Source organism: Citrobacter sp. CFNIH10 (genome assembly GCF_002934585.1).
GTDB lineage: Bacteria > Pseudomonadota > Gammaproteobacteria > Enterobacterales > Enterobacteriaceae > Citrobacter_A > Citrobacter_A amalonaticus.
This window is the reverse complement of record NZ_CP026216.1, coordinates 445,175-468,575: the sequence shown is the minus strand read 5'-3', so window position 1 is coordinate 468,575 and position 23,401 is coordinate 445,175. Positions and strand designations below refer to the sequence as shown.

General features: G+C 51.3%; 18 protein-coding genes and 1 pseudogene. 12 read left to right on the top strand and 7 right to left on the bottom strand.

Translation table 11 applies throughout. From position 1 onward, the window contains the following. Positions 1–116 precede the first annotated feature (116 nt). The 7 genes from C2U53_RS30090 to C2U53_RS05445 all read right to left on the bottom strand — a co-directional run bounded on the left by C2U53_RS30090 (position 117) and on the right by C2U53_RS05445 (position 8,562). Complete coding sequence (locus tag C2U53_RS30090; RefSeq protein WP_210437020.1) at positions 117–1,220, bottom strand: PAAR domain-containing protein; 1,104 nt, start codon at positions 1,218–1,220, stop codon at positions 117–119. 35 nt (positions 1,221–1,255) lie between these two features. Then, on the bottom strand, positions 1,256–3,229 hold the full coding sequence (locus C2U53_RS05475) for a type VI secretion system tip protein VgrG (RefSeq protein WP_104445715.1): 1,974 nt from the start codon (positions 3,227–3,229) through the stop codon (positions 1,256–1,258). Positions 3,230–3,245: 16 nt separating this feature from the next. Next, a complete protein-coding gene (locus tag C2U53_RS05470) occupies positions 3,246–3,530 on the bottom strand; it encodes a type VI secretion system PAAR protein (RefSeq protein ID WP_042998130.1) in 285 nt (94 codons plus the stop codon). 50 nt (positions 3,531–3,580) lie between these two features. After that, a complete protein-coding gene (locus C2U53_RS05465; RefSeq protein ID WP_155985510.1) occupies positions 3,581–4,417 on the bottom strand; it encodes a hypothetical protein in 837 nt (278 codons plus the stop codon). A gap of 93 nt (positions 4,418–4,510) precedes the next feature. Next, complete coding sequence (locus C2U53_RS05460; protein ID WP_104445714.1) at positions 4,511–5,281, bottom strand: hypothetical protein; 771 nt, start codon at positions 5,279–5,281, stop codon at positions 4,511–4,513. A gap of 185 nt (positions 5,282–5,466) precedes the next feature. Further along, entirely contained in the window at positions 5,467–7,830 is a 2,364-nt protein-coding gene (gene tssI / locus C2U53_RS05455; protein ID WP_104445713.1) for a type VI secretion system tip protein TssI/VgrG, read from the bottom strand. Positions 7,831–8,043: 213 nt separating this feature from the next. Then, positions 8,044–8,562 carry an Hcp family type VI secretion system effector gene (locus C2U53_RS05445; protein ID WP_042998127.1) on the bottom strand — a complete coding sequence of 173 codons (519 nt, stop codon included), beginning with the start codon at positions 8,560–8,562 and terminating at the stop codon, positions 8,044–8,046. A 668-nt stretch (positions 8,563–9,230) separates the two neighbouring features. On the opposite strand from C2U53_RS05445, the gene tssB reads away from it, so the two are divergent. From tssB to tssA, 12 genes and pseudogenes are all read left to right on the top strand, one after another. Further along, positions 9,231–9,737: a type VI secretion system contractile sheath small subunit gene (gene tssB / locus C2U53_RS05435; RefSeq protein ID WP_042998125.1), complete on the top strand. Its 507-nt coding sequence runs from the start codon at positions 9,231–9,233 to the stop codon at positions 9,735–9,737. A 19-nt stretch (positions 9,738–9,756) separates the two neighbouring features. Next, positions 9,757–11,241 (top strand): type VI secretion system contractile sheath large subunit, encoded by a 1,485-nt coding sequence (gene tssC, locus C2U53_RS05430; protein WP_090049034.1) that lies wholly within the window; start codon positions 9,757–9,759, stop codon positions 11,239–11,241. A 2-nt stretch (positions 11,242–11,243) separates the two neighbouring features. Next, positions 11,244–11,666, top strand: a complete 423-nt coding sequence (tssE, locus tag C2U53_RS05425; protein WP_044263940.1) for a type VI secretion system baseplate subunit TssE — start codon at positions 11,244–11,246, stop codon at positions 11,664–11,666. Between the two features lie 5 nt (positions 11,667–11,671). Next, the gene (gene tssF / locus C2U53_RS05420) at positions 11,672–13,504 is read left to right on the top strand and encodes a type VI secretion system baseplate subunit TssF (protein WP_104445711.1); all 1,833 of its coding nucleotides are present in this window, start codon (positions 11,672–11,674) and stop codon (positions 13,502–13,504) included. Continuing rightward, positions 13,471–14,514 (top strand): type VI secretion system baseplate subunit TssG, encoded by a 1,044-nt coding sequence (gene tssG / locus C2U53_RS05415; RefSeq protein WP_099433644.1) that lies wholly within the window; start codon positions 13,471–13,473, stop codon positions 14,512–14,514. The genes tssF and tssG overlap by 34 nt, the downstream gene beginning before the upstream one ends. Before the next feature lie 16 nt (positions 14,515–14,530). Next, entirely contained in the window at positions 14,531–15,817 is a 1,287-nt protein-coding gene (tagH, locus tag C2U53_RS05410; RefSeq protein ID WP_210437019.1) for a type VI secretion system-associated FHA domain protein TagH, read from the top strand. A gap of 23 nt (positions 15,818–15,840) precedes the next feature. Continuing rightward, positions 15,841–16,347, top strand: coding sequence for a type VI secretion system lipoprotein TssJ (gene tssJ, locus C2U53_RS05405; protein ID WP_090049169.1), 507 nt, complete (start codon positions 15,841–15,843; stop codon positions 16,345–16,347). Between the two features lie 2 nt (positions 16,348–16,349). Then, positions 16,350–17,693 carry a type VI secretion system baseplate subunit TssK gene (gene tssK / locus C2U53_RS05400; protein WP_044263946.1) on the top strand — a complete coding sequence of 448 codons (1,344 nt, stop codon included), beginning with the start codon at positions 16,350–16,352 and terminating at the stop codon, positions 17,691–17,693. 4 nt (positions 17,694–17,697) lie between these two features. Continuing rightward, positions 17,698–18,516, top strand: coding sequence for a DotU family type IV/VI secretion system protein (icmH, locus tag C2U53_RS05395; RefSeq protein WP_371192194.1), 819 nt, complete (start codon positions 17,698–17,700; stop codon positions 18,514–18,516). A 10-nt stretch (positions 18,517–18,526) separates the two neighbouring features. Next, the gene (gene tssH / locus C2U53_RS05390; protein ID WP_104445709.1) at positions 18,527–21,217 is read left to right on the top strand and encodes a type VI secretion system ATPase TssH; all 2,691 of its coding nucleotides are present in this window, start codon (positions 18,527–18,529) and stop codon (positions 21,215–21,217) included. After that, positions 21,214–21,957: a type VI secretion system-associated protein VasI gene (vasI, locus tag C2U53_RS05385; protein ID WP_104445708.1), complete on the top strand. Its 744-nt coding sequence runs from the start codon at positions 21,214–21,216 to the stop codon at positions 21,955–21,957. The genes tssH and vasI overlap by 4 nt, the downstream gene beginning before the upstream one ends. Further along, positions 21,899–23,388, top strand: a pseudogene (tssA, locus tag C2U53_RS05380) (type VI secretion system protein TssA). Before vasI ends, tssA begins: the two are co-directional and overlap by 59 nt. Positions 23,389–23,401: the final 13 nt, after the last annotated feature.

Below are 23,401 nucleotides of genomic sequence, written 5' to 3'. Positions count from 1 at the left end.
GATGAAATATAATATATACTGAAAGGAGATATAGGGCAATACCTAAAAAAAATCTAAATACAAGATTGTTGTATAATGGAAAGACAGATTCTGATATACGAATAATTTTACTCATATTATCCCCCAATAATAATAGTAGATGCACCTGATAGTACTATACCAGATTTGGAAGAGGTAAACCCAAGTCGCTCTTGAATAGGGACGCTAGTAAATGGTCCAAGCTGGATATCAATATCGCCCCCCAATCCTAATATAAATGCTATTTTCCCTGACAATTGAACTTTTACCATTATATTGTCAAAATCCACCCATGCCCCTCCTCCCAATCCTAAACCTGCCGACCCAGCAGTTCCATCAACAGAACCTTTCAATTTAAAATATTTTGAGTCTATAGCACCTGAAAGCTGCCCTTTTGCAACAGCTGCCTCTGCTCCAAGTTCAAAGGCGGCACCAACTCTTGCTTCGTCAAGATCGTGTGTTAAATTATAGTTGCCTTTTCCTTCTGCTAACCCGATTGTACCTTCAGCTTTTGCCTCCACATAGTCACCAGATCCTGCTTTTCCTGAACTGAGGCCTACATTCCCGGAAATACCCTCTAACTTTGCATCAACCGAGCTGGAATGTGCATTTTCATTTGCAACTGTCCCTGCCTTCATTTCAGCCTTGCCAACAGTACCTCCGAGACTAATGTTCGTCCCACTGCCTCCAATCGGATGATTTAGTTGAAAATCTATAATGCCTGCTTTTAGGTCACTCGTATCATATTGACCATCACCATCACCATCACCATCACCATCACCATCACCATCACCATCACCATCACCATCACCATCACTGTCCTCATCCGTTAGAGCTGACACTGCGTATCCAGTATATAATTTAAACTCACCTGAACCATTTGGATTTTTTACCGAGCCATCTTCATTTGTATTTTTAGCTATTGTCGCATAATGATATTCAGGTGGTTTTGGTCCTTTTGTAGGAGGTAATGATTTTTTACCGCAAATAACCTTGTCCCCCTTTCTGGCGGCAGGCACTCCATTTATTGTAACTGTTTTAGAACCTTCACTGATTACACCGGGCCCATGCTCTTTACAAACAAAAGTATCCCCCATCCGGGCAGCCGGAAAACCTCCTGTTGAGACATTATTACTACCTGATGTTATTGGGCCATCATGTCCGGCTGTATCTGCCGTTTGTCTTGCAGCATCCTTACCCATATCGCATTCTCTTTTATGGCGATTAACTACTTTACTTATGGATTTAACTTCAACATACCACCCGTCAATACCTGCTCCTCACTACCATCCGCTGTTAGTTTTTTGGTATTGACATGGTATGCATCTTCAGCAGCATTCTTAATTATTTTCCCACTAATGGTAATTTCACCATTTTTCAGTAAGGTGATTTTCGAATCCCCGCAAATAAACTCGATCATCTCTTCTGAAGAAACACTGATGGTTTTTTTTACCTTTATTGTTTGCTTCCCTTCATGAAGAGTAATCTCTTGATCCCCTTTATCTATATCGGTTGTTTTATTTCCCTCAGTAATTTCGGTGATCTGATTATTGACGACTGTTGTTTTCTGATCATTCGCCACTGTCACCGTCTGATCATGGCCGCCTTCCTTTTTGCTGCCCACCTTCACCGTCTGCCCCACAACCACCGTCTCCGTATGGTTGTTGTTCACCGTGGTGGTGCGGTCATGAAGTACTTCCGTGTCCATGTTCTTCTGTGCATGGATATACACCTGTTCATTGCCCGTCGCATCCTCAAAGCGCAGCTCGTTAAAGCCGCTGCCTTTATAGGTTTTCGAGCGTATCGTCATCTGCGTCTTCGTGCCCGGCAGACTGCCCGGTGAGCGGTTGTCCTGGTGGTAGGTGCGTCCCATGATGATGGGCTGGTCTGGGTCGCCGTTGAGGAAATCCACAATCACCTCCTGGCCCACGCGCGGTATTGCCAGGTTACCAAACCCTGTTCCGGCCCACGCCTGCGACACCCTTACCCAGCACGAGCTGTCCTCATTCCCCGGACAGTAACGGTCCCAGTGAAAACGCACCCGCACCCGGCCATGTTCATCACAGAAGATTTCTTCTCCCTCCGGGCCGGTGACAATGGCGCTCTGGGGGCCGTCCACGGCGGGTTTTGCCGGAGGCTGCATACGCCATGTCCGGTCCGCCGGGATGGCACCGAAGTGGTTTTCCAGCGTGGTGCCCTGTCCTTCGCTGCCGTGCAGGGCCTGGGGCTGGCTGCCGGTCAGCATGCTGTTCACCACCTGCCACTCCCGGTTCAGCGTGTCTGACGGATGTCCCGTCAGCCGGAAGCGTTTCCCCGGGCGCAGTACCGGCGAGTGACTGATACAGGTCGCCGTCTCCGTATCATGCCGCCAGCCCTCAATCTGGTAGCGGGCAAAGGCCTGTCCGTGGTATTCGTCCTTAAAGCGACCGGGATAATCGAAGATTTCATACTGCGTGCGCTGGCCGTTGAGGTTTTCGGCGGCACGGCTGTACCAGCCCGGCCAGGCGGGTGTTTTAAAGGTGTAGTCCTGAGTCTCGACGGAGGAGGGACCGGTCCGTGCCCGGTAACGAAAGCTGCTGATGCAGGCTGTGGAGACTTCCGTGGCGGTGTTAGGGTTGAAGGGTATCTCGCCCAGTGTGGATACCCCGGCCACATCATCACACAGTACCAGCTTCTGCTCCGGACCTTCCGGGGGCGTCCAGTCAAAGTAAAAGATACCTTCTTCCGCCCACAGACGGGTCAGAAAATCCAGGTCGGTTTCGCCATACTGAACGCAGAACTCGCGTGCCGGGTGCGGTTCATAAAACACCGGCGTCCACGCTGTGACGCCGTTTTCAGTGAGAAGGGTGGAGGAGATGGTCCGGATATCCTGCTGCTGGAAGATGCGAAAGTTCTGACGCAGACCGCAGCGCCAGAGGGGAGGGACGATGGTGAGGTGATAACACGTCTGCCAGTGGTTGTTTTCGCCGGATGACATCTCATTGATGATGCCGCTGACATAACGCTGTGCCACTGCACCCTGCCAGATAGTGAGCACGGCGTTCTTTTCGAGAAAATCGGTGGCGACGAGGTCGGGAAGGCCGCTGGTGATATCCACTTTTAGCTGGAAAGGTGTTGAGTAATGTTGAGAAAGTTGAAAACTGACCACCGGGGTGGTCATCTCTGGCAGGCCGTCGATTTTCAGCGTAAAGCGCAGTCCATGCTGTGACATGATATCTCCTTATATATCAGCCGATATTAACCGTACCACTGCCGATAACCACCCCGCCGCAGTCCACCGCATCACCTGTTCTGGCTGCGGGCAGGCCGTCGATAAATACCGTCCCGGAACCCCCCGCTATTTTTCGTGGATGGGGCGGATGCTCCGGTTTATCGTGCGGAGTTAGTGGGTCATCCATGCGTGCGGCAGGTAACCCGTCGATGAATACTGTGGGAGAACCTGCGATAATGACGGTTTCGTGATAACCGTCGTGCCGGGTGCCTTTGTCGTTAAATCGGGCGGCTAGGGACATGTTAAGTTTCGTCCTGCTTATTAATAATCAGTATGTTCACTTCTTAATAATCATTTGATAATGGGTAATAACTTATTACCATCAATATCAACAAAAACTTGTTCTGATCTTACTTTAAACTCATGTTGAGGAAGGCTGCTATTATCTTCATTATACAGACTCATGAGATCATAAAAGTCATTTTCAATGAAAGGTATGTTATGATTAATATCAATGCAAAAATTTCGTGGTATTAGATAATTCTTGTCATGATTAAAAACACACTCATGCCTCCATTCTAAAACATTAAACATTAAATTATTAATTCTCTGACGAGAGAACCACTGAGCATCAACAAAAGGATACTCAAGTGTTCCAATACTATATGTCCGGTGTCCTGATGGGAAGGTATATAATTTATTATCTAAATACATACTCATAGAGTAGATTTCTCCAGGCCTAATCTCTACCCAGTCGCCAGAGTAGGGGCTATCATCATAGCCATGACAAAAACCTCCCATGTACTCCAGTCTTGTACTGTTCGTCACAATCATAAGATCTTGTCTACAAGATGAAGAAAAGCCTTCTTTCGAATTTTCATTGAAAAGGTTGAGGAAAATGCTATGAATGAAATAAGATTTATTGCTTCTATTTTCCAGCCGAGTATTAATCTTAAGTTTTCCATTTGTTTTTTTGTCTACTGATAGAACCACAAACATATTTTTTTTAAATTGTAGATTTCTATTTTCCATATCATTAAATAAATAACCCGGGAACAAAAAAGTATACTTTTCATTGTTTATCAATGGGTGAAATTGTGCCTTTTCTCCCAAAACATTAAAACCATGCTTATCTTTATATTTAAAGCCATATTCATATTTTTTTGTGACAACAGGAAAGTCAGCCATGCAATAGCTTGAAGTTAAAATAAAACTGAGAAATATAAATCTTACCATAAAATTAATCATAATGTACTCTATTATATAGGCTTGCTTCTTTTTCTAAAGTGATGGTGGTGGAGTGTCATCCTGAATGATTATCAACTCTTTTTTCATGTCGTTCTCTACAGCTTTAGATATCTCAGATAATGTATTATTATCTAATGATATTTCAAAATATCTTTCTATATTATAAGCGCTTCGAAAAACATTTTTACTATGCATATTAACCATTTGGCTTGCTGCTATTTTATGGGATTCACCTGAAAGAAAAGCTTCCTCCCCACTGGCATTTAAATCACCAGTGCCCATCCCACCGTTTACTCCATCTTTTCCTGTCTTGACAAAATGTGACATTTCATGACACAAAGTTGCAACTTGAGAATTAACACCAGTGACATCTAGATTTAAAAATTTTTGCGCGATAAAGATACTATAATCCCTGTCCACATTTCCGTTTACTCTTGCCGTAAAGTTTCCACAAATTGTGTTATTCAGATAATAGCATGTCATCTTGCCATTATTATCGGCCCTAATCATTTTATCATGGATGGCTCTAAGTCGTCGTAATCCATCCTGCATTACAATTAACGCAGTTGTGCCATCATATATCTCTTTATCTACTTCTGTACCAAATATCTTTTTAAATTCATCAGCATCTTTACTATTTTTATTTTTCTCACATTCGCTGAGTGACTTATCTCGCAACTCCAGAATAACTCCCGTAGCTCTATGTGCTGTTAGGGCAATACGCTCAAAGCTATTGCTAACCTCAATCCTTGCGACGCACATTCCGACAGCGCTTTGGCGTGATGAATTACCTTTTTTTGCCATTTGTTTATTATGAATCCGTGCTAATTAAAAATTAATTTTATATTTGCATGCAGCTGAATACTGCATATAAATATCACATTTATCATTGTTGTTGAGATGTTGTTTATGGATGAGAATATACTTCAGACAAGTAATTTTATAAGGTTGCTTGATCTTCAGTTATCTCTTGTGCTCTGTCATAATTATTACACATGTACTCCTCCTTCAATCATATCAATATGTTGATGTAACAATCTGACTTTTATCGTTTGCTCGCCGTTAGTAATAAATATTTCTGTATATCCATCTTTATCTGTTTCTCCTCGTGTTTGCTTACCATCCTCATAAAAGGCGATATAGCGAGTTTCTGAATATGGCATTCCCGCATCATCTGTAAAATAAAACTGAAGGTAATATTTTTGGGGATCGTCGCCTTCATCACCTGAGTCATTACCACCTTCGGAACCACCAGAGGCTCCACTATCCTTTCCGTCTTCAGTATCTCCCTCTTCTTTATCTTCCGCCAGCGCCTCCAGCACACCCGGCAGCAGCGTCCCCACAGGCGTCCCCGGACTTCCGCCGCCGTTCAGGTTTATTTTCGGCCCGACAATATCCACACCACCTGAATGAATAACGATAAACGACCCGCCAGCCTTCAGGCTGATGCTGCCGCTGCTTTCCAGCACGATATCGCCTTCCACCTTTATTCCCAGCGCACCTGCCACTTTCCGCGCCAGGTCGCCTTTTACTTCCAGACTGTGTTTCCCTTCGACCAGACTGATATGGTTCCCCGTCGTGCTGTGCTCCTGCTTCCCTTTCACCGTCACCCTGCGGTCATTTGTTACATACAGGCCGTCGTCGTGGCTGATGTTCACCGTCCGGTCGTTCTTCACTTTCAGCGTCTGGTCATTGCCCACCGTGATGCGCCGGTCATTCGCCACCGCAGTTTTCTGGTCATGGCCACCTTCCTTTTTACTGCCCACCTTCACCGTTTGCCCCACAACCACCGTCTCCGTATGGTTGTTGTTCACCGTGGTGGTGCGGTCATGAAGTACTTCCGTGTCCATGTTCTTCTGTGCATGGATATACACCTGCTCCTTTCCGGTGGCGTCGTCGAACTTTAGCTCGTTAAAGCCGCTGCCTTTATAGGTTTTCGAGCGGATGGTCATCTGGGTTTTCGTGCCCGGCAGACTGCCCGGTGAGCGGTTGTCCTGGTGGTAGGTGCGTCCCATGATGATGGGCTGGTCTGGGTCGCCGTTGAGGAAATCCACAATCACCTCCTGGCCCACGCGCGGTATTGCCAGGTTACCAAACCCTGTTCCGGCCCACGCCTGCGACACCCTTACCCAGCACGAGCTGTCCTCATTCCCCGGACAGTAACGGTCCCAGTGAAAACGCACCCGCACCCGGCCATGTTCATCACAGAAGATTTCTTCTCCCTCCGGGCCGGTGACAATGGCGCTCTGGGGGCCGTCCACGGCGGGTTTTGCCGGAGGCTGCATACGCCATGTCCGGTCCGCCGGGATGGCACCGAAGTGGTTTTCCAGCGTGGTGCCCTGTCCTTCGCTGCCGTGCAGGGCCTGGGGCTGGCTGCCGGTCAGCATGCTGTTCACCACCTGCCACTCCCGGTTCAGCGTGTCTGACGGATGTCCCGTCAGCCGGAAGCGTTTCCCCGGGCGCAGTACCGGCGAGTGACTGATACAGGTCGCCGTCTCCGTATCATGCCGCCAGCCCTCAATCTGGTAGCGGGCAAAGGCCTGTCCGTGGTATTCGTCCTTAAAGCGACCGGGATAATCGAAGATTTCATACTGCGTGCGCTGGCCGTTGAGGTTTTCGGCGGCACGGCTGTACCAGCCCGGCCAGGCGGGTGTTTTAAAGGTGTAGTCCTGAGTCTCGACGGAGGAGGGACCGGTCCGTGCCCGGTAACGAAAGCTGCTGATGCAGGCTGTGGAGACTTCCGTGGCGGTGTTAGGGTTGAAGGGTATCTCGCCCAGTGTGGATACCCCGGCCACATCATCACACAGTACCAGCTTCTGCTCCGGACCTTCCGGGGGCGTCCAGTCAAAGTAAAAGATACCTTCTTCCGCCCACAGACGGGTCAGAAAATCCAGGTCGGTTTCGCCATACTGAACGCAGAACTCGCGTGCCGGGTGCGGTTCATAAAACACCGGCGTCCACGCTGTGACGCCGTTTTCAGTGAGAAGGGTGGAGGAGATGGTCCGGATATCCTGCTGCTGGAAGATGCGAAAGTTCTGACGCAGACCGCAGCGCCAGAGGGGAGGGACGATGGTGAGGTGATAACACATCTGCCAGTGGTTGTTTTCGCCGGATGACACTTCATTCACGATGCCGCTGACATAGCGCTGTGCCACTGCACCCTGCCAGATAGTGAGCACGGCGTTCTTTTCCAGAAAATCGGTGGCGACGAGGTCGGGAAGGCCGCTGGCGATATCCACGTCAAGCACAAAGGGGGTGGAGTGGCGCTGGTAAAGGCTGAAGCTCACCACGGCAGTGGTCATCTCCGGCAGGCCGTCGATTTTCAGTGTAAAGCGTAGTCCTTTTAATGACATATAACCTCCCTGATTGTGACAGGAAAAAGACAGCCTGAGGTTCAGCGGCTGTGACAGTACAGCGTTACGCTCGCGTTCAGGCACGCTACCGCCGAAGTCTCCGGCGTCCGCCATCTCCCGTGAAAACGTAACTCCTTACTGACAGCCTTTCTGTATGCGGCGTAATACAAAAACAGCACCCGACCCGTATGGGGCAGATGCTGTTGACTTAACTTATGCTTCCAGCGGTGCGCGCCAGTCATCTGCACCAGAAGTGCCCGACTTAACGTGTTCCCACTCGATTTTGCGGTAGGCCAGGGAGACTTTTACCAGTTGGGTGAATTCGCGCTTTTCACCGTCCTGGCAGTGTGGCATGTGGCAATCAATATCCACGATAGTGGAATCGGTCAGGCGGGTAGTGAAGAAGTGCTCCTGCTTACCCTCAACAGAGGTACGCCACCAGTGCAATTCGGTGGTAGGCAACATTTCTCCTGAAGCCAGCGCGTTATAGAGCAACGGAACGGCTTTGTTCAGCGCGACGGTAAAAATGAACGGCTTATGGGCGCGCTGGCCGGAAGGCTGGCCTGACTGCGGGTCAGTCGGCACGGTAACGTTATGACTGAATTCCTGAACCAGCATTTCGTCTTCGTGACCCTGAACGTAAATATTACCGACGGAAGGGGCAGTGAATGCGCCTGCGGTGATGTTTCCCTGGGTCTGGCCTGTCATTGAAATGTAACAGGGTGTAGGCATTTGTAAACTCCTTGTGGTTTTGTTCAACTACTACTTACGATGGCCTGTCATTAATCCCTGACAGGTCGATAGCAATACGGCCTATTATCGTGACCGCTGAATTTGTCTGTAATCAGTTTTCCTGTGAATAAATAGCAAGAGCCAGAAAATGAGTCTCTTTAATTCCATCTATGCAAATTAAATATGTATTTAATTTTAGTTATATAATTTTGCGACTTGCATGGCGTGCGTAATAAATTAATCATGAATAATATTATATTCATTGCCTGTTAAATTCTGTTTTTGAGTTTATCTTAATTAGCGCTCCTTCAATCATCCATCAGCAATCCTTTAATTAACATTGGGTTGAATGTTTTTGCGGTAAAACATAGTCATTCATTATATGTTGTCTTTATGTGTTTGCTGCTTTTGTTTATTATAACTTGTTGTTTTACTGGGATTCTATGGGTTTATTTTTTAGTGTGATATCCGCTGGTTTTCTGCAGAATACCTCTCTTTTGTTCGAAGAAAAAGTGCTTTTCAAATTTTTTTCTGAGCGTAAAATAAAAATCAAGCAGGGTCTTCAAATCTATTTTACCGCCACCAGAACGGCATTGTTAGTATATTTCTATTGCGGTACCGAACATGCTGAGTTCATGGCACGAACGATAACTTGATGGACTATTATTATGAGCAGCAGAAAGAGTGACAGTGGCGGCAGTATTGCGCCTAAAGAACGCGTAAATATCAAATTTCAGCCAAAAACAGGAAATCAGACCGCCGAAGTGGAACTGCCACTTAATTTGCTGGTCACGGGCAACCTGACGGGAGGCGCTGACGAGACTCCCCTTGATGAGCGTCAACCGGTTGCTATCAGTCGTAATACTTTTAACGCCGTACTTGAGCAGGCGGGTATTGGGCGCGATTTCTCGGTTCCTTCTGCTCTCAGTGAGACGCCTGACGCAAGCATGAATATCAACCTGAAGGTGAAATCACTGGCCGATCTCTCACCAGACAATATTGCCGCCCAGGTGCCGGAGATGCGCAAAATGTTGGAACTGCGTGAAGCACTGGTTGCGCTTAGGGGGCCGATGGGAAACATCCCGGCTTTCCGTGCGCAGCTAAAAGCATTGCTTGATGACGAAACGAGCCGTGAGCAACTGATTGCGGAACTGGGCATCGCAGGTCGGAAATAACTTGTACAAGGATTTCAGTATGTCAGACATTACATTACCGGAAGTATCCGTTTCCACTGCGCCGGCTGCCGCGTCCGGTCTCCTGGATGAAATCATGGCGCAGACCCGGTTCAAACCGGAATCAGAAAGCTACGATATTGCCCGTCAGGGGGTAACCGCTTTTATCACTGCGCTGTTGCAGGGGGATGATGAAGCTGAATCTGTCGATATCCTCGCGGTTAACGGCATGATTGCCGATATTGATGCGCGTATGGGACGCCAGATGGATCTCATTCTCCATGCCCCGGAGTTTCAGGAGCTGGAGTCATTCCTGCGCTCACTGAAGCTACTGGTTGACCATGCCGATCCGCGTGAAAACATAAAAATTCATATCATGCACGCCACCAAAGAGGAGCTGCTGGATGACTTTGAATTTGCCCCAGAAATCACTCAGTCAGGATTTTACCGGCATGTTTATTCCAGCGGTTTCGGACAGTTTGGTGGAGAACCTGTCGCCGCCGTAATTGGTAACTACACTTTCGATAACACCACCGCAGATATGAAGCTGCTGAAATATATCAGCGCGGTTAGCGCAATGGCTCACAGTCCATTCCTGTCTTCAGTTTCTCCGGAGTTTTTTGGGTTGGATTCGTTTACCGAACTTCCCGGCATTAAAGACGTCGCCGCCATTTTCGAAGGACCCGCTTACACAAAATGGCGTTCACTGCGTGAATCAGAAGATGCCCGCAATCTGGGCCTGACGGCACCACGCTTCCTGCTGCGTCACCCTTATGCACCTGATGAAAATCCGGTGAAAAGTTTTAACTATCATGAAGATGTCAGCAAAAATCACGAGCATTATCTGTGGGGAAACACGGCATTTCTTCTGGCGGCCAATATGGCTGAAAGTTTCATGTCAACCCGCTGGTGCCCGAATATTGTCGGTCCGCAAAGTGGCGGCGCGGTCAAAGACCTGCCTGTGCATTTATATGAGGCAATGGGCCAGCTACAGGCCAAAGTTCCGACAGAAATTCTCATTACCGACAGGCGAGAATATGAGCTGGCAGAGCAGGGTTTTATCACCCTGACGATGCGTAAAGGCTCTGATAACGCAGCTTTCTTTTCTGCCAATTCGGTGCAAAAACCGAAAGTTTTCCCGAATACGCCAGAAGGCAAAGAGGCTGAAACCAACTACAAACTGGGTACGCAGCTCCCTTACCTTTTTATTATCAACAGGCTGGCACATTACATCAAAGTGCTGCAACGCGAACAGCTTGGCTCATGGAAAGAAAGGGGAGATCTGGAGCGTGAACTGAATACCTGGATCCGCCAGTATGTTGCCGACCAGGAAAACCCACCTTCTGAAGTCCGCAGTCGTAAGCCATTACGCCAGGCGAAGATTGAAGTCTCCGATGTGGAAGGCGAGCCAGGCTGGTATCAGGTTGCCCTGAGCGTCCGTCCTCATTTCAAGTATATGGGGGCATCGTTTGAATTGTCCTTAGTCGGACGTCTGGACAGGGAGTGATCATGATTACGGAACGGGTGTCCGGGGGGAGTCTGTTTGAGCGCATAGGAGAGGCGACCAAACCGTCCTCACGCCAGCGTCCAAAGGCGGCGCTGTTGCATTCTGTACGCGATAACCTGCGCAATATCCTTAACACTCGTTCTGATAGCTGCTATGGCTCACCGGAACTGGGGATCGCTGATTTTAATGATGAATCCCCTGATCGCCAGAACATCCGGGAATGGATTGTTCAGGCTATCCAGAATTGTATTCTGCGTTACGAACCCCGTATATCTGATGTGGCAGTGACTGCTGCCACAGAGGATAGTCATGCGCCACTGGAACTGCGTTTCCATATTGTGGCATATCTGCATTTCAGCGACAGGCAGGATGTCCTGGAGTTTGACGTTATGCTGGAAAACCGTCAGCACTGGTGCGTGGAGTAAACCTAATGGCCTTTGAAGAACGTTTCTACCGCGAAGAACTGGATTATCTGCGTCAGTTGGGCAAACTTCTTGGTCGTGAAAAACCCCATCTTGCCCGTTTTCTGGCAGAGAAAGAGGGTGATCCAGATGTGGAACGCCTGATGGAGGCATTTGCTTTCCTTTCCGGTGGCTTGCGACAGAAACTTGAGGATGAGTTTCCGGAGTTTACGCACAGCCTGATTAATATGCTGTGGCCCAATTATTTGCGTCCTGTGCCGTCAATGGCCGTGGTTGAATATAACCCCGTTGCGACACAGTTTTCTGCGCCTGTTCAGGTTTGTCGTGATGAACTGATTTGCTCAGGCCCGGTTCGTGTGACGTCATCAGGACGTAAGATCCTGGCCGAGGATGATATTACTCCTTCTTCTGTCTGTCATTTTACCCTGGCGCGTGATGTCTGGCTGCAACCGTTACATATTTGCGATGTACGTAACACCAGCACCCTGAAAAAAGGGTCCATTGACATTGAATTTTTCACGGAAGGTAGCGTTTCTCCCGACACACTGGATCTGAACAAGCTCACTTTCTGGCTGGGAAACGAAGATGATTACACCCGACAGCAGCTCTATTTATGGTTCAGTGAGCGGGTAATGGATGCGGAACTGGTTGCCGGAGAGTATTGCGTGTCATTGCCGGAAATGTGGCTGAAGTCAGCCGGTTTCGAACGCGAGGATGCACTTCTACCGTGGCCGAAAAACGTCCATAGCGGCTACCGCGTGCTTCAGGAGTATTTTTGCTACCCGGAGAGCTTTTTCTTCTTTCATTTGCAGGGGGCCAGATCGCTACCAGCAGATTTCCCAGTCGGCGCGTTTACACTGCGTTTGCATTTTAATATGCCATTACCAATGGATATCAAGCTTCGCAAAGATTCACTGCGCCTTTACTGTACGCCGGTTGTGAATCTGTTCGCCCACCATTCTGAGCCTGTCAGGCCGGACGACAGTTCACCACAATATGCGTTAAGGGCCAGTCAGCAGAACCCGGAACATTATGATATTTTTCAGGTGAAGTTGGTTTCCAGCAAAGTCTCCGCATCGGATAAAATGGCTGACCCTGAGGAAACCATATATATCTGGCCCGAATTCGAAGGGTTTCAGCATCAGATTGAGTACAGTCGGCAGCGTGAAGTTGTTTACTGGCACCACCGTACTAAAACCTCACTGTTTCATTATGGTCTGGATCATTCTATTGCCTTCGTGCACGCGGATGGCAGTCAGCCGGACCCTTCCCGACTGAATGGCGAAGTTTTTACCGCCTCGCTGGTGTGTACCAACCGGATGTTGCCCGCCTCGCTGCATACTGGTGATATCAGTGTCCCTGTAAATAAAAATCCGGCGGTGGCTTCTTTTAGCAACGTCACGCGTCCAACTCGTCCGCTTTATCCGGTGACGGATGGCGATATGCACTGGTCACTGATCTCCTGCATGAACCTGAATTACCTTTCGTTGCTGGACAGAGAGGCGTTGATCCAGGTGCTGCGCACATTCGATTTGCCAGGGGTTCATCATCCACAGCAAGCCCGGCTTTCTTCTCAAAAGTTGGATGCCATCGAAAAAATGGAGTCTCGTCCGGTTGACCGTCTGTTTAAAGGGGTACCGGTTCGGGGCCTGTCTACCACACTTTGGATTAACCCCGCCCCTTTTATCTGTGAAGGTGAGATCTATCTGTTGGGCACCGTGCTGTCATGCTTTTTTGCGTTATACGCCAGCATTAACTCATTTCACTGCCTCAAAATCATTAACACGGAAAGTCAGGAGTCCTGGGAATGGCAACACACCGGCCAGCACGCCCTGATGTAAGGGAAATGTCACCTCTCCCGGATGTACGTGGGGTGAATTTTTTTGTCCTCATGGAATCGCTTTACCGCCGGTATGGCGGTGCAGACCGTGAGCCCTCATTGCGTACTGAACCAGAGCAGGAAGTGGTATTGTTTAAATCCGATGCCAGTATTGCTTTTCCGGGCAGTGACCTGAGCACGCTTGATCGTAGCGACTCCGGTCAGTTTACCCTGACGACAAAATTTCTCGGGTTTTCAGGCAGTCAATCGCCGTTGCCTGGCTACTATCTGGACCGGATGGCGCGCGAATCCGCGCAGAATGAAGAGGGACTGAAGGCATTCCTCGATCTGTTTAGCCATCGCTGGACGCAGTTTGCTTACCATGCCTGGCGTAAGTACCGCTATTACATCTGTTTTCGTAACGGAGGAACCGATTCGTTCTCACAACGGATGTATGCGCTGGTCGGATTGGGAAACCCGAGCGTGCGTGACAGGCTCGCGATCAACCACAGCAAGATGCTGGCTTATGCCGGGATACTGGCCACTCCCGGTCGCTCGCCGGACGTGGTGAGCAACCTGGTCAGCCATTGCTTTGATTTGGCGGATGTCAGCATTGAAAACTGGCAGTTGCGTAAGGTGGCGGTGGACCCCGCACAGCAGAACCGGCTGGGCGTGCGCAATCCCAAACGTAAAACTGCCGGGTATGTGCCGGGGCGCTCGGTGATTGGCGTTAATTTTACCCTCGGCGCCAGAGTGCCGGATCGCAGCGGAAAATTTCTGCTGCGGATCGGTAATCTCACAATGGCACGCTACCTCTCCTTTTTACCGGAAGGTGAAAACCATCAGGCACTGATCATGTTTGTCTCCTTTTTGCTGCGCGATCAATTTGCATGGGATCTCCAGCTCTCGCTTGCACCGGATCAGGCGAAGGGAATGCGACTGGGCGACCGCTCCCGATCCTGTATCGGACGCACGGCGTTTATCGGTCTGCCGAAGGCACCGCCATCCGTCACTCTCCACATCAGGGATTAATTTTATGGAACCGCATATGACTGAGGAAAAAACGCAGTCGCGCGCACTGTCACTGACACTACAGGTGATGAACGGCAATGAGCTGGAGAGCGGACGCGCTGCAAAATGTTTGTTTACTGCTGACGGCGGGGTTATTGGCAGCGCATCTGCATGCCACTGGCCGTTACAGGACCGGGCAGGCTCTGTGGCCGATCGTGCCTGCCAGGTGGTGCAACATGATGGCGTATTTTGCCTGCGTAGCCTGGCGTCTGGACTCATGATTAACCTTGCTCCTGTGTCTACGGGGGCCGGACTGGTACGTCTGAGACAAGGGGATGAAATCGTTCTGGGGGCGCTGGCTCTGAAGGTATTTATCCATGAAGGAAAGCTGGTCAGTTACGGTGAGCAGATGGTGGCGCCTGAAACCATTGTTACCAACCGCGACCACCTGTCGGACCCGCTGCTGACGACGGACGGCCAGCCCGCATATCCGGGAATGCCCCGGATGCACCAGCTTGCCGATACTGTCGTCAACAGCTTTTCAGCCGATCCGCTCCAGGCTCTCCAGGCGGAAAGCCTGACGGTGGTGGGCGACACGCTTCCCGGGATTGTGCCTGTCCGATCTTCTGCGCCCGAAAGAGATGGGGCGATCGACAAACCGTTTATGGATCTGCCGCCAGTCTATCCCGATCCCCAGACCCGTCATGGCGATGTCGCCTCCCCGGTGGATACAGCCCAGCTTCATCTTGCCGTCACCCCGCTGTTACGTGGACTGGGTAGCTCGCTTTCTGTACGTAATTCACAGGATGCGGATGATTTTCTTGAGGAGGCGGGTCGGACGTTGCAGGCGGCCATCAGGGGTTTACTCGATCTACAACAGCGTCGCAACAGCCTTTCCGATAAACATTTGCGCCCGCTGGAGGATAACCCGTTACGCCTGAACATGGATTACACCGCCGCCCTCGATGTGATGTTTGCGGAGGGTAAAAGCCCGGTGCATCTGGCGGCGCCTGCCGCAGTTGGCGAGAGCCTGCGTAATGTCCGGCACCATGAAGAAGCAAACCGCGCAGCGATTGTCGAATCGCTGCGCGTATTACTGGATGCTTTCTCGCCACAGAGCTTGATGCGTCGTTTTGTACAGTATCGCCGCAGTCATGAACTGCGCCAGCCACTGGACGATGCTGGCGCCTGGCAGATGTACAGCCACTATTACGACGAGCTGGCGTCCGATCGTCAGCAGGGTTTTGAGATGCTGTTTAATGAGGTTTATGCCCAGGTGTATGACCGGGTATTACGTGAGAAACAGCGGGAGCCGGAAGCATGACAGGACGCTTTTTTCGTACCTGGATGGTGATGGTGCTTTTCAGTCTCACCCTGACAGGCTGCGAAACGGTGAAAAAGCTCGGCCAGGTGATTAAGAATCCGGACATTCAGGTTGGAAAGCCTGCGGAGCAACCCTCAGAAGTGACAGTCACGCTGTTGACCGAGCCTGACACCAATACCAATGCGGATGGTGAGGCTGCGGCAGTCGACGTACAGCTGATTTATATGAGCGATGACTCAAAATTACAGGCTGCTGATTATGACACGGTGGCCAGTACACCGTTGCCGGATGTGTTGGGCAAGAACTATATCGACCACCAGGATTTTAACCTGCTACCGGACACCCTAAAAACACTGCCGCCAGTGAAGATGGATGAAAAGACGCAGTTTATTGGTGTTGTAGCTTATTTCTCCGATGACCAGGCTACCGAGTGGAAACAAATCGAACCGGTAGAAGGTACCGGCCACAGCTACCGCCTGCTGGTACATGTACGACAGGGAAGTATTGAAATGAAAAAAGAGGACGACTGACGATGGCGAACATGAAAAATAAAGTGATCTGGCAGGAGGGATTGTTTGCCCTGCCGCAGCACTTCCAGCAACAGCAGCGCAATCAGGAATATTTGCTGAACCAGCGTATTAGTGCACAGGCTGATTTTGCCTGGGGATTCACCTCGCTGTCGATCAATACCGAGTTGCTTGCCCAGGGAAAACTCATGCTGAACAATGCGGCGGGTTGTATGCCGGATGGTACAGTGTTCAACATTCCGGAGCAGGATCAGCTCCCCGAACCGTATCAACCGCGCGATCTTTCCCGGTCCGGAAGCCAGGACATCTATCTGGCATTGCCCGTTATCAGTGATATCACCTGTGAAATTGAAGGCCGCCAAAGTGCCGGGCAGGGAACGGAACGTTACCGTCTGGCCCGCGCCGATGTCCGTGATTTACACTCCGATGATGGCGACGTGCAACAAATTGTTCTGGGGCAACTGGCGGCGAAAATCGTCAGCGGCGCGGACGATCTCAGTGCGATGGTCACGTTGCCGCTGTGTCGCATTCTCAGCCAGCAGGCCAATGGTGCGCTGGTGCTGGATGAAAGCTTTATCCCGACCTGCCAGGCTATCCGCGTTAGCCCGGAACTGAGCGGGTTTGCCGGTGATGTGCAGGGGCTTATCAGCAACCGCGCCAGCGAACTGGCAAAGCGTATTGGTTCCCCGGAGCAGAGCGGTATCGCGGATGTGGCTGAGTTTATGATGCTGCAGATGCTTAACCGCAATCAGATGCATTTCACCCACCGCTCACACCTGCATACCCTGCATCCGGAAGCGTTTTATCTGGATCTTGTCCGGCTATTGGGTGAGCTGATGACCTTTACAGAAGACAATCGGCTGCCCTGTTCGGTGGAAGTTTACAACCACCGCGATCTGACGCATTCATTTAATACAGTGATCCCGGAACTGCGCCGGGCGCTCAATACCGTGTTGATGCCACGCGCTCAGAATCTGCCGCTCGTCTTCTCCGACGGGTTTTATGTCGCCACGGTCAATGATCCTACACTGTTACGCTCCGGAACTTTCATTCTGGCGGTACGCGCGCGGATGCCGCACAGCCAGCTTATTCATCAGTTTACCCAGCAGTCAAAAATCGCGGCTACCAACAAAATCCGCGATATGGTCAGCGTCCAGGTGCCGGGTGTTCCACTGACGCCCCGCACCGCAGCCCCGCGCCAGTTACCGTATCACGACGGTTTTGTTTATTTCGAGCTGGATAAAGGCGCTGCCGCCTGGCAGGACGTTGTGAAAGCCGGAGCGCTGGCGCTGCATATCTCCGGTACTTTTCCGGATCTGGGTATCCAGCTGTGGGCGATAAGGAGCTAAGAACATGAGCGAGCAGTTCCTCCCGTCGGACGCCATGAATGACCGCCAGGCTACAGGGAATACACAGGATAAGAAGAGTGCTGTGGTACACGATGTGGGTGAAGACCTCTCCAGCCGCCAGTATCGACTCCCCCTGCGCGGAAACAGTCTCAACCCGATGATTGACGCCGCCACGCCACTGCTGGGGATGGTCATGCGCGTGGATGGGATGAACAGTCAGAGCATGCCGGAACACCTTTTTGCGCAGGTCGTGACGGACGTTCAGGCTGTGGAGCAACTGCTTCAGGAGCAGGGCTACGAACCGGGTGTGATTGTCTCGTTTCGCTATGTTCTTTGCACCTTTATCGATGAAGCAGCATTGGGTAACGGCTGGTCAAACAAAAATGAATGGATCAAACAGTCGTTGCTGGTCCATTTTCACAATGAAGCGTGGGGAGGGGAGAAGATTTTTATTCTGCTCGAACGCCTGATACGTGAACCGAAGCGTTATCAGGATCTGCTTGAGTTTATATTTCTTTGCTTTTCGCTGGGATTTCGCGGGCGCTACAAAGTGGCCGTCCAGGATCAAGGGGAATTTGATCAGATCTACCGCCGCCTGCACCACGTCCTGCATACCCTGCGCGGCGATGCACCGTTTCCGCTACTGCATCAGGATAAGAAAACACAGGGCGGGCGCTATCAACTGATAAAGCGGCTGACCATTAAACATATCTTCGTTGGCGGTATTGTCGTGCTGGCACTGTTTTATCTGTTCTGGATGCTGCGACTGGACAGTCAGACGCAGGATATTTTGCATCAACTGAACCGGCTGCTTGCCAGGTAAGGATACACATATGATCCAGATTAATCTGGCCTCTCTGGTTAAGCATCTGAATGCGTTTTCCCGGCAGGCACTTGAGGCCGCCGCGGCAGAATGTATGAGTCAGCAGGCAACGGAAATTACCGTGGCACATGTACTGTTGCAGATGCTGGCGATGGTACGCAGCGATATAAGAGTGATTGCTGAACAGGCGGAGATTGACGCGAGTGAACTTCGCCGGGCGTTAATAGTGGAAAGTTACGCGACTTCGCGAACAACGGAGAGCTACCCGGCGTTTTCGCCGATGCTGGTTGAGTGGCTGAAAGAAGGTTGGTTGCTGGCATCAGCCGAGATGCAGCACAGTGAACTGCGCGGTGGCGTGCTCCTTCTGGCCTTGCTGCATTCCCCTTTGCGCTATGTGCCGCCTGCTGCCGCCCGCTTGCTGACCGGTATTAATCGCGATCGTCTGCAACAGGATTTTGCTCAGTGGACGTGGGAGTCGGCGGAAACGGCGATACAGAGTACGGACGGGCAGGTTGTCAGCGTGTTGGCAGAGACGGGGGACAGTTTGCTTGCGCGCTACGCGAAGAATATGACGGAGGATGCCCGTCATGGTCGGCTCGATCCTGTGCTATGCCGCGACCATGAAATTGATCTGATGATCGACATTCTCTGCCGCCGGCGCAAGAACAACCCGGTGGTTGTGGGCGAAGCGGGCGTCGGTAAAAGCGCGCTGATTGAAGGGTTGGCGTTGCGCATTGTTGCAGGCCAGGTACCGGATAAGCTGAAAAACACCGACATTATGACACTGGATCTCGGCGCATTGCAGGCCGGAGCATCAGTGAAAGGCGAGTTTGAGAAGCGCTTTAAAGGGCTGATGGCGGAAGTGATTTCCTCGCCAGCACCCGTCATATTATTTATTGATGAAGCACATACTCTGATTGGCGCGGGCAACCAGCAAGGAGGGCTTGATATCTCTAACCTGCTCAAACCGGCGCTGGCGCGTGGCGAACTGAAAACGATCGCCGCCACTACCTGGAGCGAGTACAAAAAATATTTTGAGAAAGATGCTGCCCTGTCGCGCCGTTTTCAGCTTGTGAAGGTCAGTGAACCTACGGCGGCGGAAGCGACTGTTATTCTGCGCGGCCTGTCAGCGGTGTATGAGCAGTCTCACGGCGTGCTGATCGATGATGAAGCCTTACAGGCGGCAGCCAGTTTAAGCGAGCGCTACCTTTCCGGACGTCAGTTACCTGATAAAGCTATCGATGTGTTGGATACCGCCTGCGCCCGTGTGGCGATTAACCTCTCATCGCCGCCAAAGAAAATATCTGCCCTCGCCACCCAATGCCATCAGTACGAAGCGGAAATCCGCCAGCTTGAGCGGGAAATTCGTATTGGATTACATACTGATACCGCCCGGCTGGATGAAGTTCATGTTCGACATGATGATGCACAGAATGAGTTGAAGGCGCTGGAAGAGGCCTGGCGTCAACAACAGACACGGGTGCAGGCTATTATCGCGCTGCGCCAGCAATTATTGGCCACACTGGAAACCGATGGCAATGCATCCCTCACTGATAAGGCTAATGAAGCGGAAACGCTATCTCTCGCAGAACGGCTGGCCCAACTGACCGCCGAACTGGACGACCTGCATAACGCGCAGTTACTGGTTTCCCCGCACGTCGATAAAAAACAGATCGCCTCCGTGATTGCCGAATGGACCGGCGTGCCGCTTAACCGCCTGTCACAGAGTGAAATGTCAGTTATCACCGATTTGCCGTTGTGGTTGGGCGACACAATTAAAGGTCAGGATCTGGCCATTAAGCACCTGCATAAACATCTTCTCACCGCACGCGCCGATTTGCGTCGTCCGGGACGCCCACTCGGCGCATTTCTGCTGGCGGGTCCCAGCGGCGTGGGTAAAACCGAAACCGTATTGCAATTGGCTGAACTGCTTTACGGTGGTCGCCAGTACCTGACGACCATCAATATGTCTGAGTTCCAGGAAAAACACACCGTTTCGCGCCTGATTGGTTCCCCGCCGGGCTATGTCGGCTATGGTGAAGGCGGTGTGCTGACCGAAGCCATCCGTCAGAAACCGTATTCCGTGGTGCTGCTGGATGAAGTGGAAAAAGCCCATCCGGACGTGCTCAACCTGTTTTACCAGGCATTCGACAAGGGCGAAATGGCAGATGGCGAAGGCCGGTTGATTGACTGTAAAAATATCGTCTTTTTCCTCACCTCCAACCTCGGTTACCAGGTGATTGTCGAACATGCCGACAACCCGGAAATTATGCAGGAAGCGCTGTACCCGGTGCTGGCAGACTTCTTCAAACCGGCGTTACTGGCGAGGATGGAAGTGGTGCCATACCTGCCGTTATCAAAAGAGACGCTCGCCATCATTATCGCCGGAAAGCTTGCCCGTCTGGACAATATACTGCGCAGCCGCTTTAGCGCGGACATCATGATTGAACCGGAAGTCACTGATGAAATCATGAGACGCGTGACCCGCGCTGAAAATGGCGCGAGGATGCTGGAGTCCGTGATTGACGGCGAAATGCTGCCGCCACTCTCATTATTGTTATTGCAGAAAATGGCCTCAAACACATCCATTGCCAGCATTCGGTTGTCGGTGTCAGAAGGGAGATTCATGGCAGATGTGCAGGATGTTCCATCCGCCGATGAGCCCGTGTTGGCGCAGGAAACGGATGGCATCACTTTATGAGTGGGATGCGCGTTACACGCCAGTTCTGGCTGTTAGCGGTCGGCCTGCTGACAGGACTGTTTGCCGGATTCGTACCCGCAGAAACACCCTCTGCATCTGGCATCGTGCAGGGTACAGCTGCGGCTATATCAGATGACGAGCAGGCGACGCTACAGGCAATGCAGGCCTGTCGTCGTGAATCAGCAGCCCTGGAACGTCTTGACTGTTATGACAATTTGCTCGCCCCTCTGTCACCGGCGGGGTTTAACGGTGCGCTGGTCAGGGCCAGTTTTGTGGGGGAAGCCTGGACTCGCGCCACGGAGCAGGAAAAACGCCGTCAGGATAAGAGTACGGAACTGCTGGTAACGCGGACGCCAGGAGAACGTCCGATGGTGGTGATCACCACGCCAGCTATTGGTCATGTTCCGCCGCGCCCGGTGCTGATGTTGAGTTGTGTGGACAATATTACCCGAATGCAGGTGGCGCTGATCAAAGCGATGGATACACATGATATCGCCGTCAGCCTGAGTGCCGATGACAAAACATTCCACAGCCGCTGGTTTGTGCGTGAAAACGGCACGCTTCTGGAATCCAGCCGGGGATTATCCGGCATCGACGAGATTAAACAGCTGTTTGGCGCGAAGACGCTGACTATTGATACCGGTCCGGAGAGCGCTGCCGGAAAACTCACCTTTAATATCAATGGACTGGCGCAGGCTATCGCCCCGCTGCGTGAAGCCTGTCATTGGGCGGGAGAATAAGAAATGGCAATGGATCTGCGTGACCCGAATGTCTGGATTTCGCACCTGCTGGAAACACTACCGGAAGAAAAACTGAGCGGCGCTCTGAAAGATGACTCTCCTGAGTGGGAGTATATTGACGGAGAAATCGTCAAACTCGGTTCGCTGGCGCACGGTCAGCTTGATATTGCGGAAATACAGCGTCGGGGACTGGTGCTTCTGGCCTCAGAGTGTAAAGATTTTCGTCTGCTGGCGCATTTGTTGCGTACTCTGCAACATGCAGGCAACCTGCCGCTGGCCCTGCGCCTGCTGGCGCTGTACGTAGAGCATTACTGGGCAGTGACTGCGCCGCGCATGTCGCACAAAAAACGTTTTGCAGCACAGGTCATAAAACGTTTTGACGCAGGTATACCCGGTTTTGTAGGAAAAGCGACCACAGCACAGCGCGACGCGGTGTTGGGTGAACTGGCGACACTGGCGCAAAGCTGGCGGATGCAGGATGTTCCAGAACTGGCACTGGCGACGGATGATCTGCTCGTACTTTTTCAGCGCGCATTCCATGATGCCGGGCCTGCGTTATCTTCCTCTCAGGGAATGTCTGACAACGTACCGCAGGATGTCGCTATACCTGCACGCGATCTCCCGCAGACTATCACCACTGTGCCTGCTGTTCCGGCTCCGCAGGTGACTGTCGACAGTCACGACGATACTGCTTGGCGCGACACGTTGCTGAAGGTCGCCGCTATCCTTTGCGAACGCAATCCGGACTCGCCGCTGGGCTACCGTCTGCGTCGGCATGCGCTATGGCAAACCATTACCAGCACGCCTCCGGCCGAGAGTGATGGTCGTACCCCGCTGGCGGCGGTTTCTGCTGACATGGCTGCAGAGTATCAGTCCCGGTTAACCTGCGTGGATCTGGCGCTGTGGCAGCAGGTGGAGCAGAGCCTGCTGCTGGCTCCGTACTGGCTGGACGGGCATTACCTTTCCGCACAGATAGCACAGCGTCTCGGGTACAGGCAGGCAGAAGAGGCCATCCGAGAGGAAGCTGGCTTTTTTCTTGCGCGTCTTCCGGCGCTTGCCGATCTGCTGTTCAACGACCGCACACCATTTATCAGCGAGCAGACAAAACGGTGGCTGACCTCATCAACATCCCATAGTCAGGCCGTACCAGTACTGCAATCCACAGAGGAAATGCAAGCTGCCAGGGCATGTTTTACCGAGCAAGGGCTGGAGGCTGCACTGCAGTACCTGGAGACATTGCCAGAAGGCGATCCCCGCGATCAGTTCCACCGCCTGTACCAGGGCGCTCAGCTAATGGAAGAGGCCGGAATGGTAAAACTTGCACAGCAACAGTACCGGATGCTGTCCGAAGAAGGCTTGCGAATGGTGGTGGCAGACTGGGAGCCCTCACTCTTCACACAGCTTAAGCAGAAGTTCACGGCAGAACAGTAAGAAACAACAGGAG

Excerpts from the sequence above, each read along its gene's own strand:
- tssH (WP_104445709.1), top strand. The coding sequence starts at position 18,527 with ATGATCCAGATTAATCTGGCCTCTCTGGTTAAGCATCTGAATGCGTTT.
- tssC (WP_090049034.1), top strand. The coding sequence starts at position 9,757 with ATGTCAGACATTACATTACCGGAAGTATCCGTTTCCACTGCGCCGGCT.
- tssK (WP_044263946.1), top strand. The coding sequence starts at position 16,350 with ATGGCGAACATGAAAAATAAAGTGATCTGGCAGGAGGGATTGTTTGCC.
- tagH (WP_210437019.1), top strand. The coding sequence starts at position 14,531 with ATGACTGAGGAAAAAACGCAGTCGCGCGCACTGTCACTGACACTACAG.
- tssJ (WP_090049169.1), top strand. The coding sequence starts at position 15,841 with ATGGTGATGGTGCTTTTCAGTCTCACCCTGACAGGCTGCGAAACGGTG.
- C2U53_RS05465 (WP_155985510.1), bottom strand. The coding sequence starts at position 4,417 with ATGGCTGACTTTCCTGTTGTCACAAAAAAATATGAATATGGCTTTAAA.
- vasI (WP_104445708.1), top strand. The coding sequence starts at position 21,214 with ATGAGTGGGATGCGCGTTACACGCCAGTTCTGGCTGTTAGCGGTCGGC.
- icmH (WP_371192194.1), top strand. The coding sequence starts at position 17,698 with ATGAGCGAGCAGTTCCTCCCGTCGGACGCCATGAATGACCGCCAGGCT.
- C2U53_RS05460 (WP_104445714.1), bottom strand. The coding sequence starts at position 5,281 with ATGGCAAAAAAAGGTAATTCATCACGCCAAAGCGCTGTCGGAATGTGC.
- tssG (WP_099433644.1), top strand. The coding sequence starts at position 13,471 with ATGGCAACACACCGGCCAGCACGCCCTGATGTAAGGGAAATGTCACCT.
- tssF (WP_104445711.1), top strand. The coding sequence starts at position 11,672 with ATGGCCTTTGAAGAACGTTTCTACCGCGAAGAACTGGATTATCTGCGT.
- C2U53_RS30090 (WP_210437020.1), bottom strand. The coding sequence starts at position 1,220 with ATGGGTAAGGATGCTGCAAGACAAACGGCAGATACAGCCGGACATGAT.
- C2U53_RS05445 (WP_042998127.1), bottom strand. The coding sequence starts at position 8,562 with ATGCCTACACCCTGTTACATTTCAATGACAGGCCAGACCCAGGGAAAC.
- C2U53_RS05475 (WP_104445715.1), bottom strand. The coding sequence starts at position 3,229 with ATGTCACAGCATGGACTGCGCTTTACGCTGAAAATCGACGGCCTGCCA.
- tssB (WP_042998125.1), top strand. The coding sequence starts at position 9,231 with ATGAGCAGCAGAAAGAGTGACAGTGGCGGCAGTATTGCGCCTAAAGAA.
- C2U53_RS05470 (WP_042998130.1), bottom strand. The coding sequence starts at position 3,530 with ATGTCCCTAGCCGCCCGATTTAACGACAAAGGCACCCGGCACGACGGT.
- tssI (WP_104445713.1), bottom strand. The coding sequence starts at position 7,830 with ATGTCATTAAAAGGACTACGCTTTACACTGAAAATCGACGGCCTGCCG.
- tssE (WP_044263940.1), top strand. The coding sequence starts at position 11,244 with ATGATTACGGAACGGGTGTCCGGGGGGAGTCTGTTTGAGCGCATAGGA.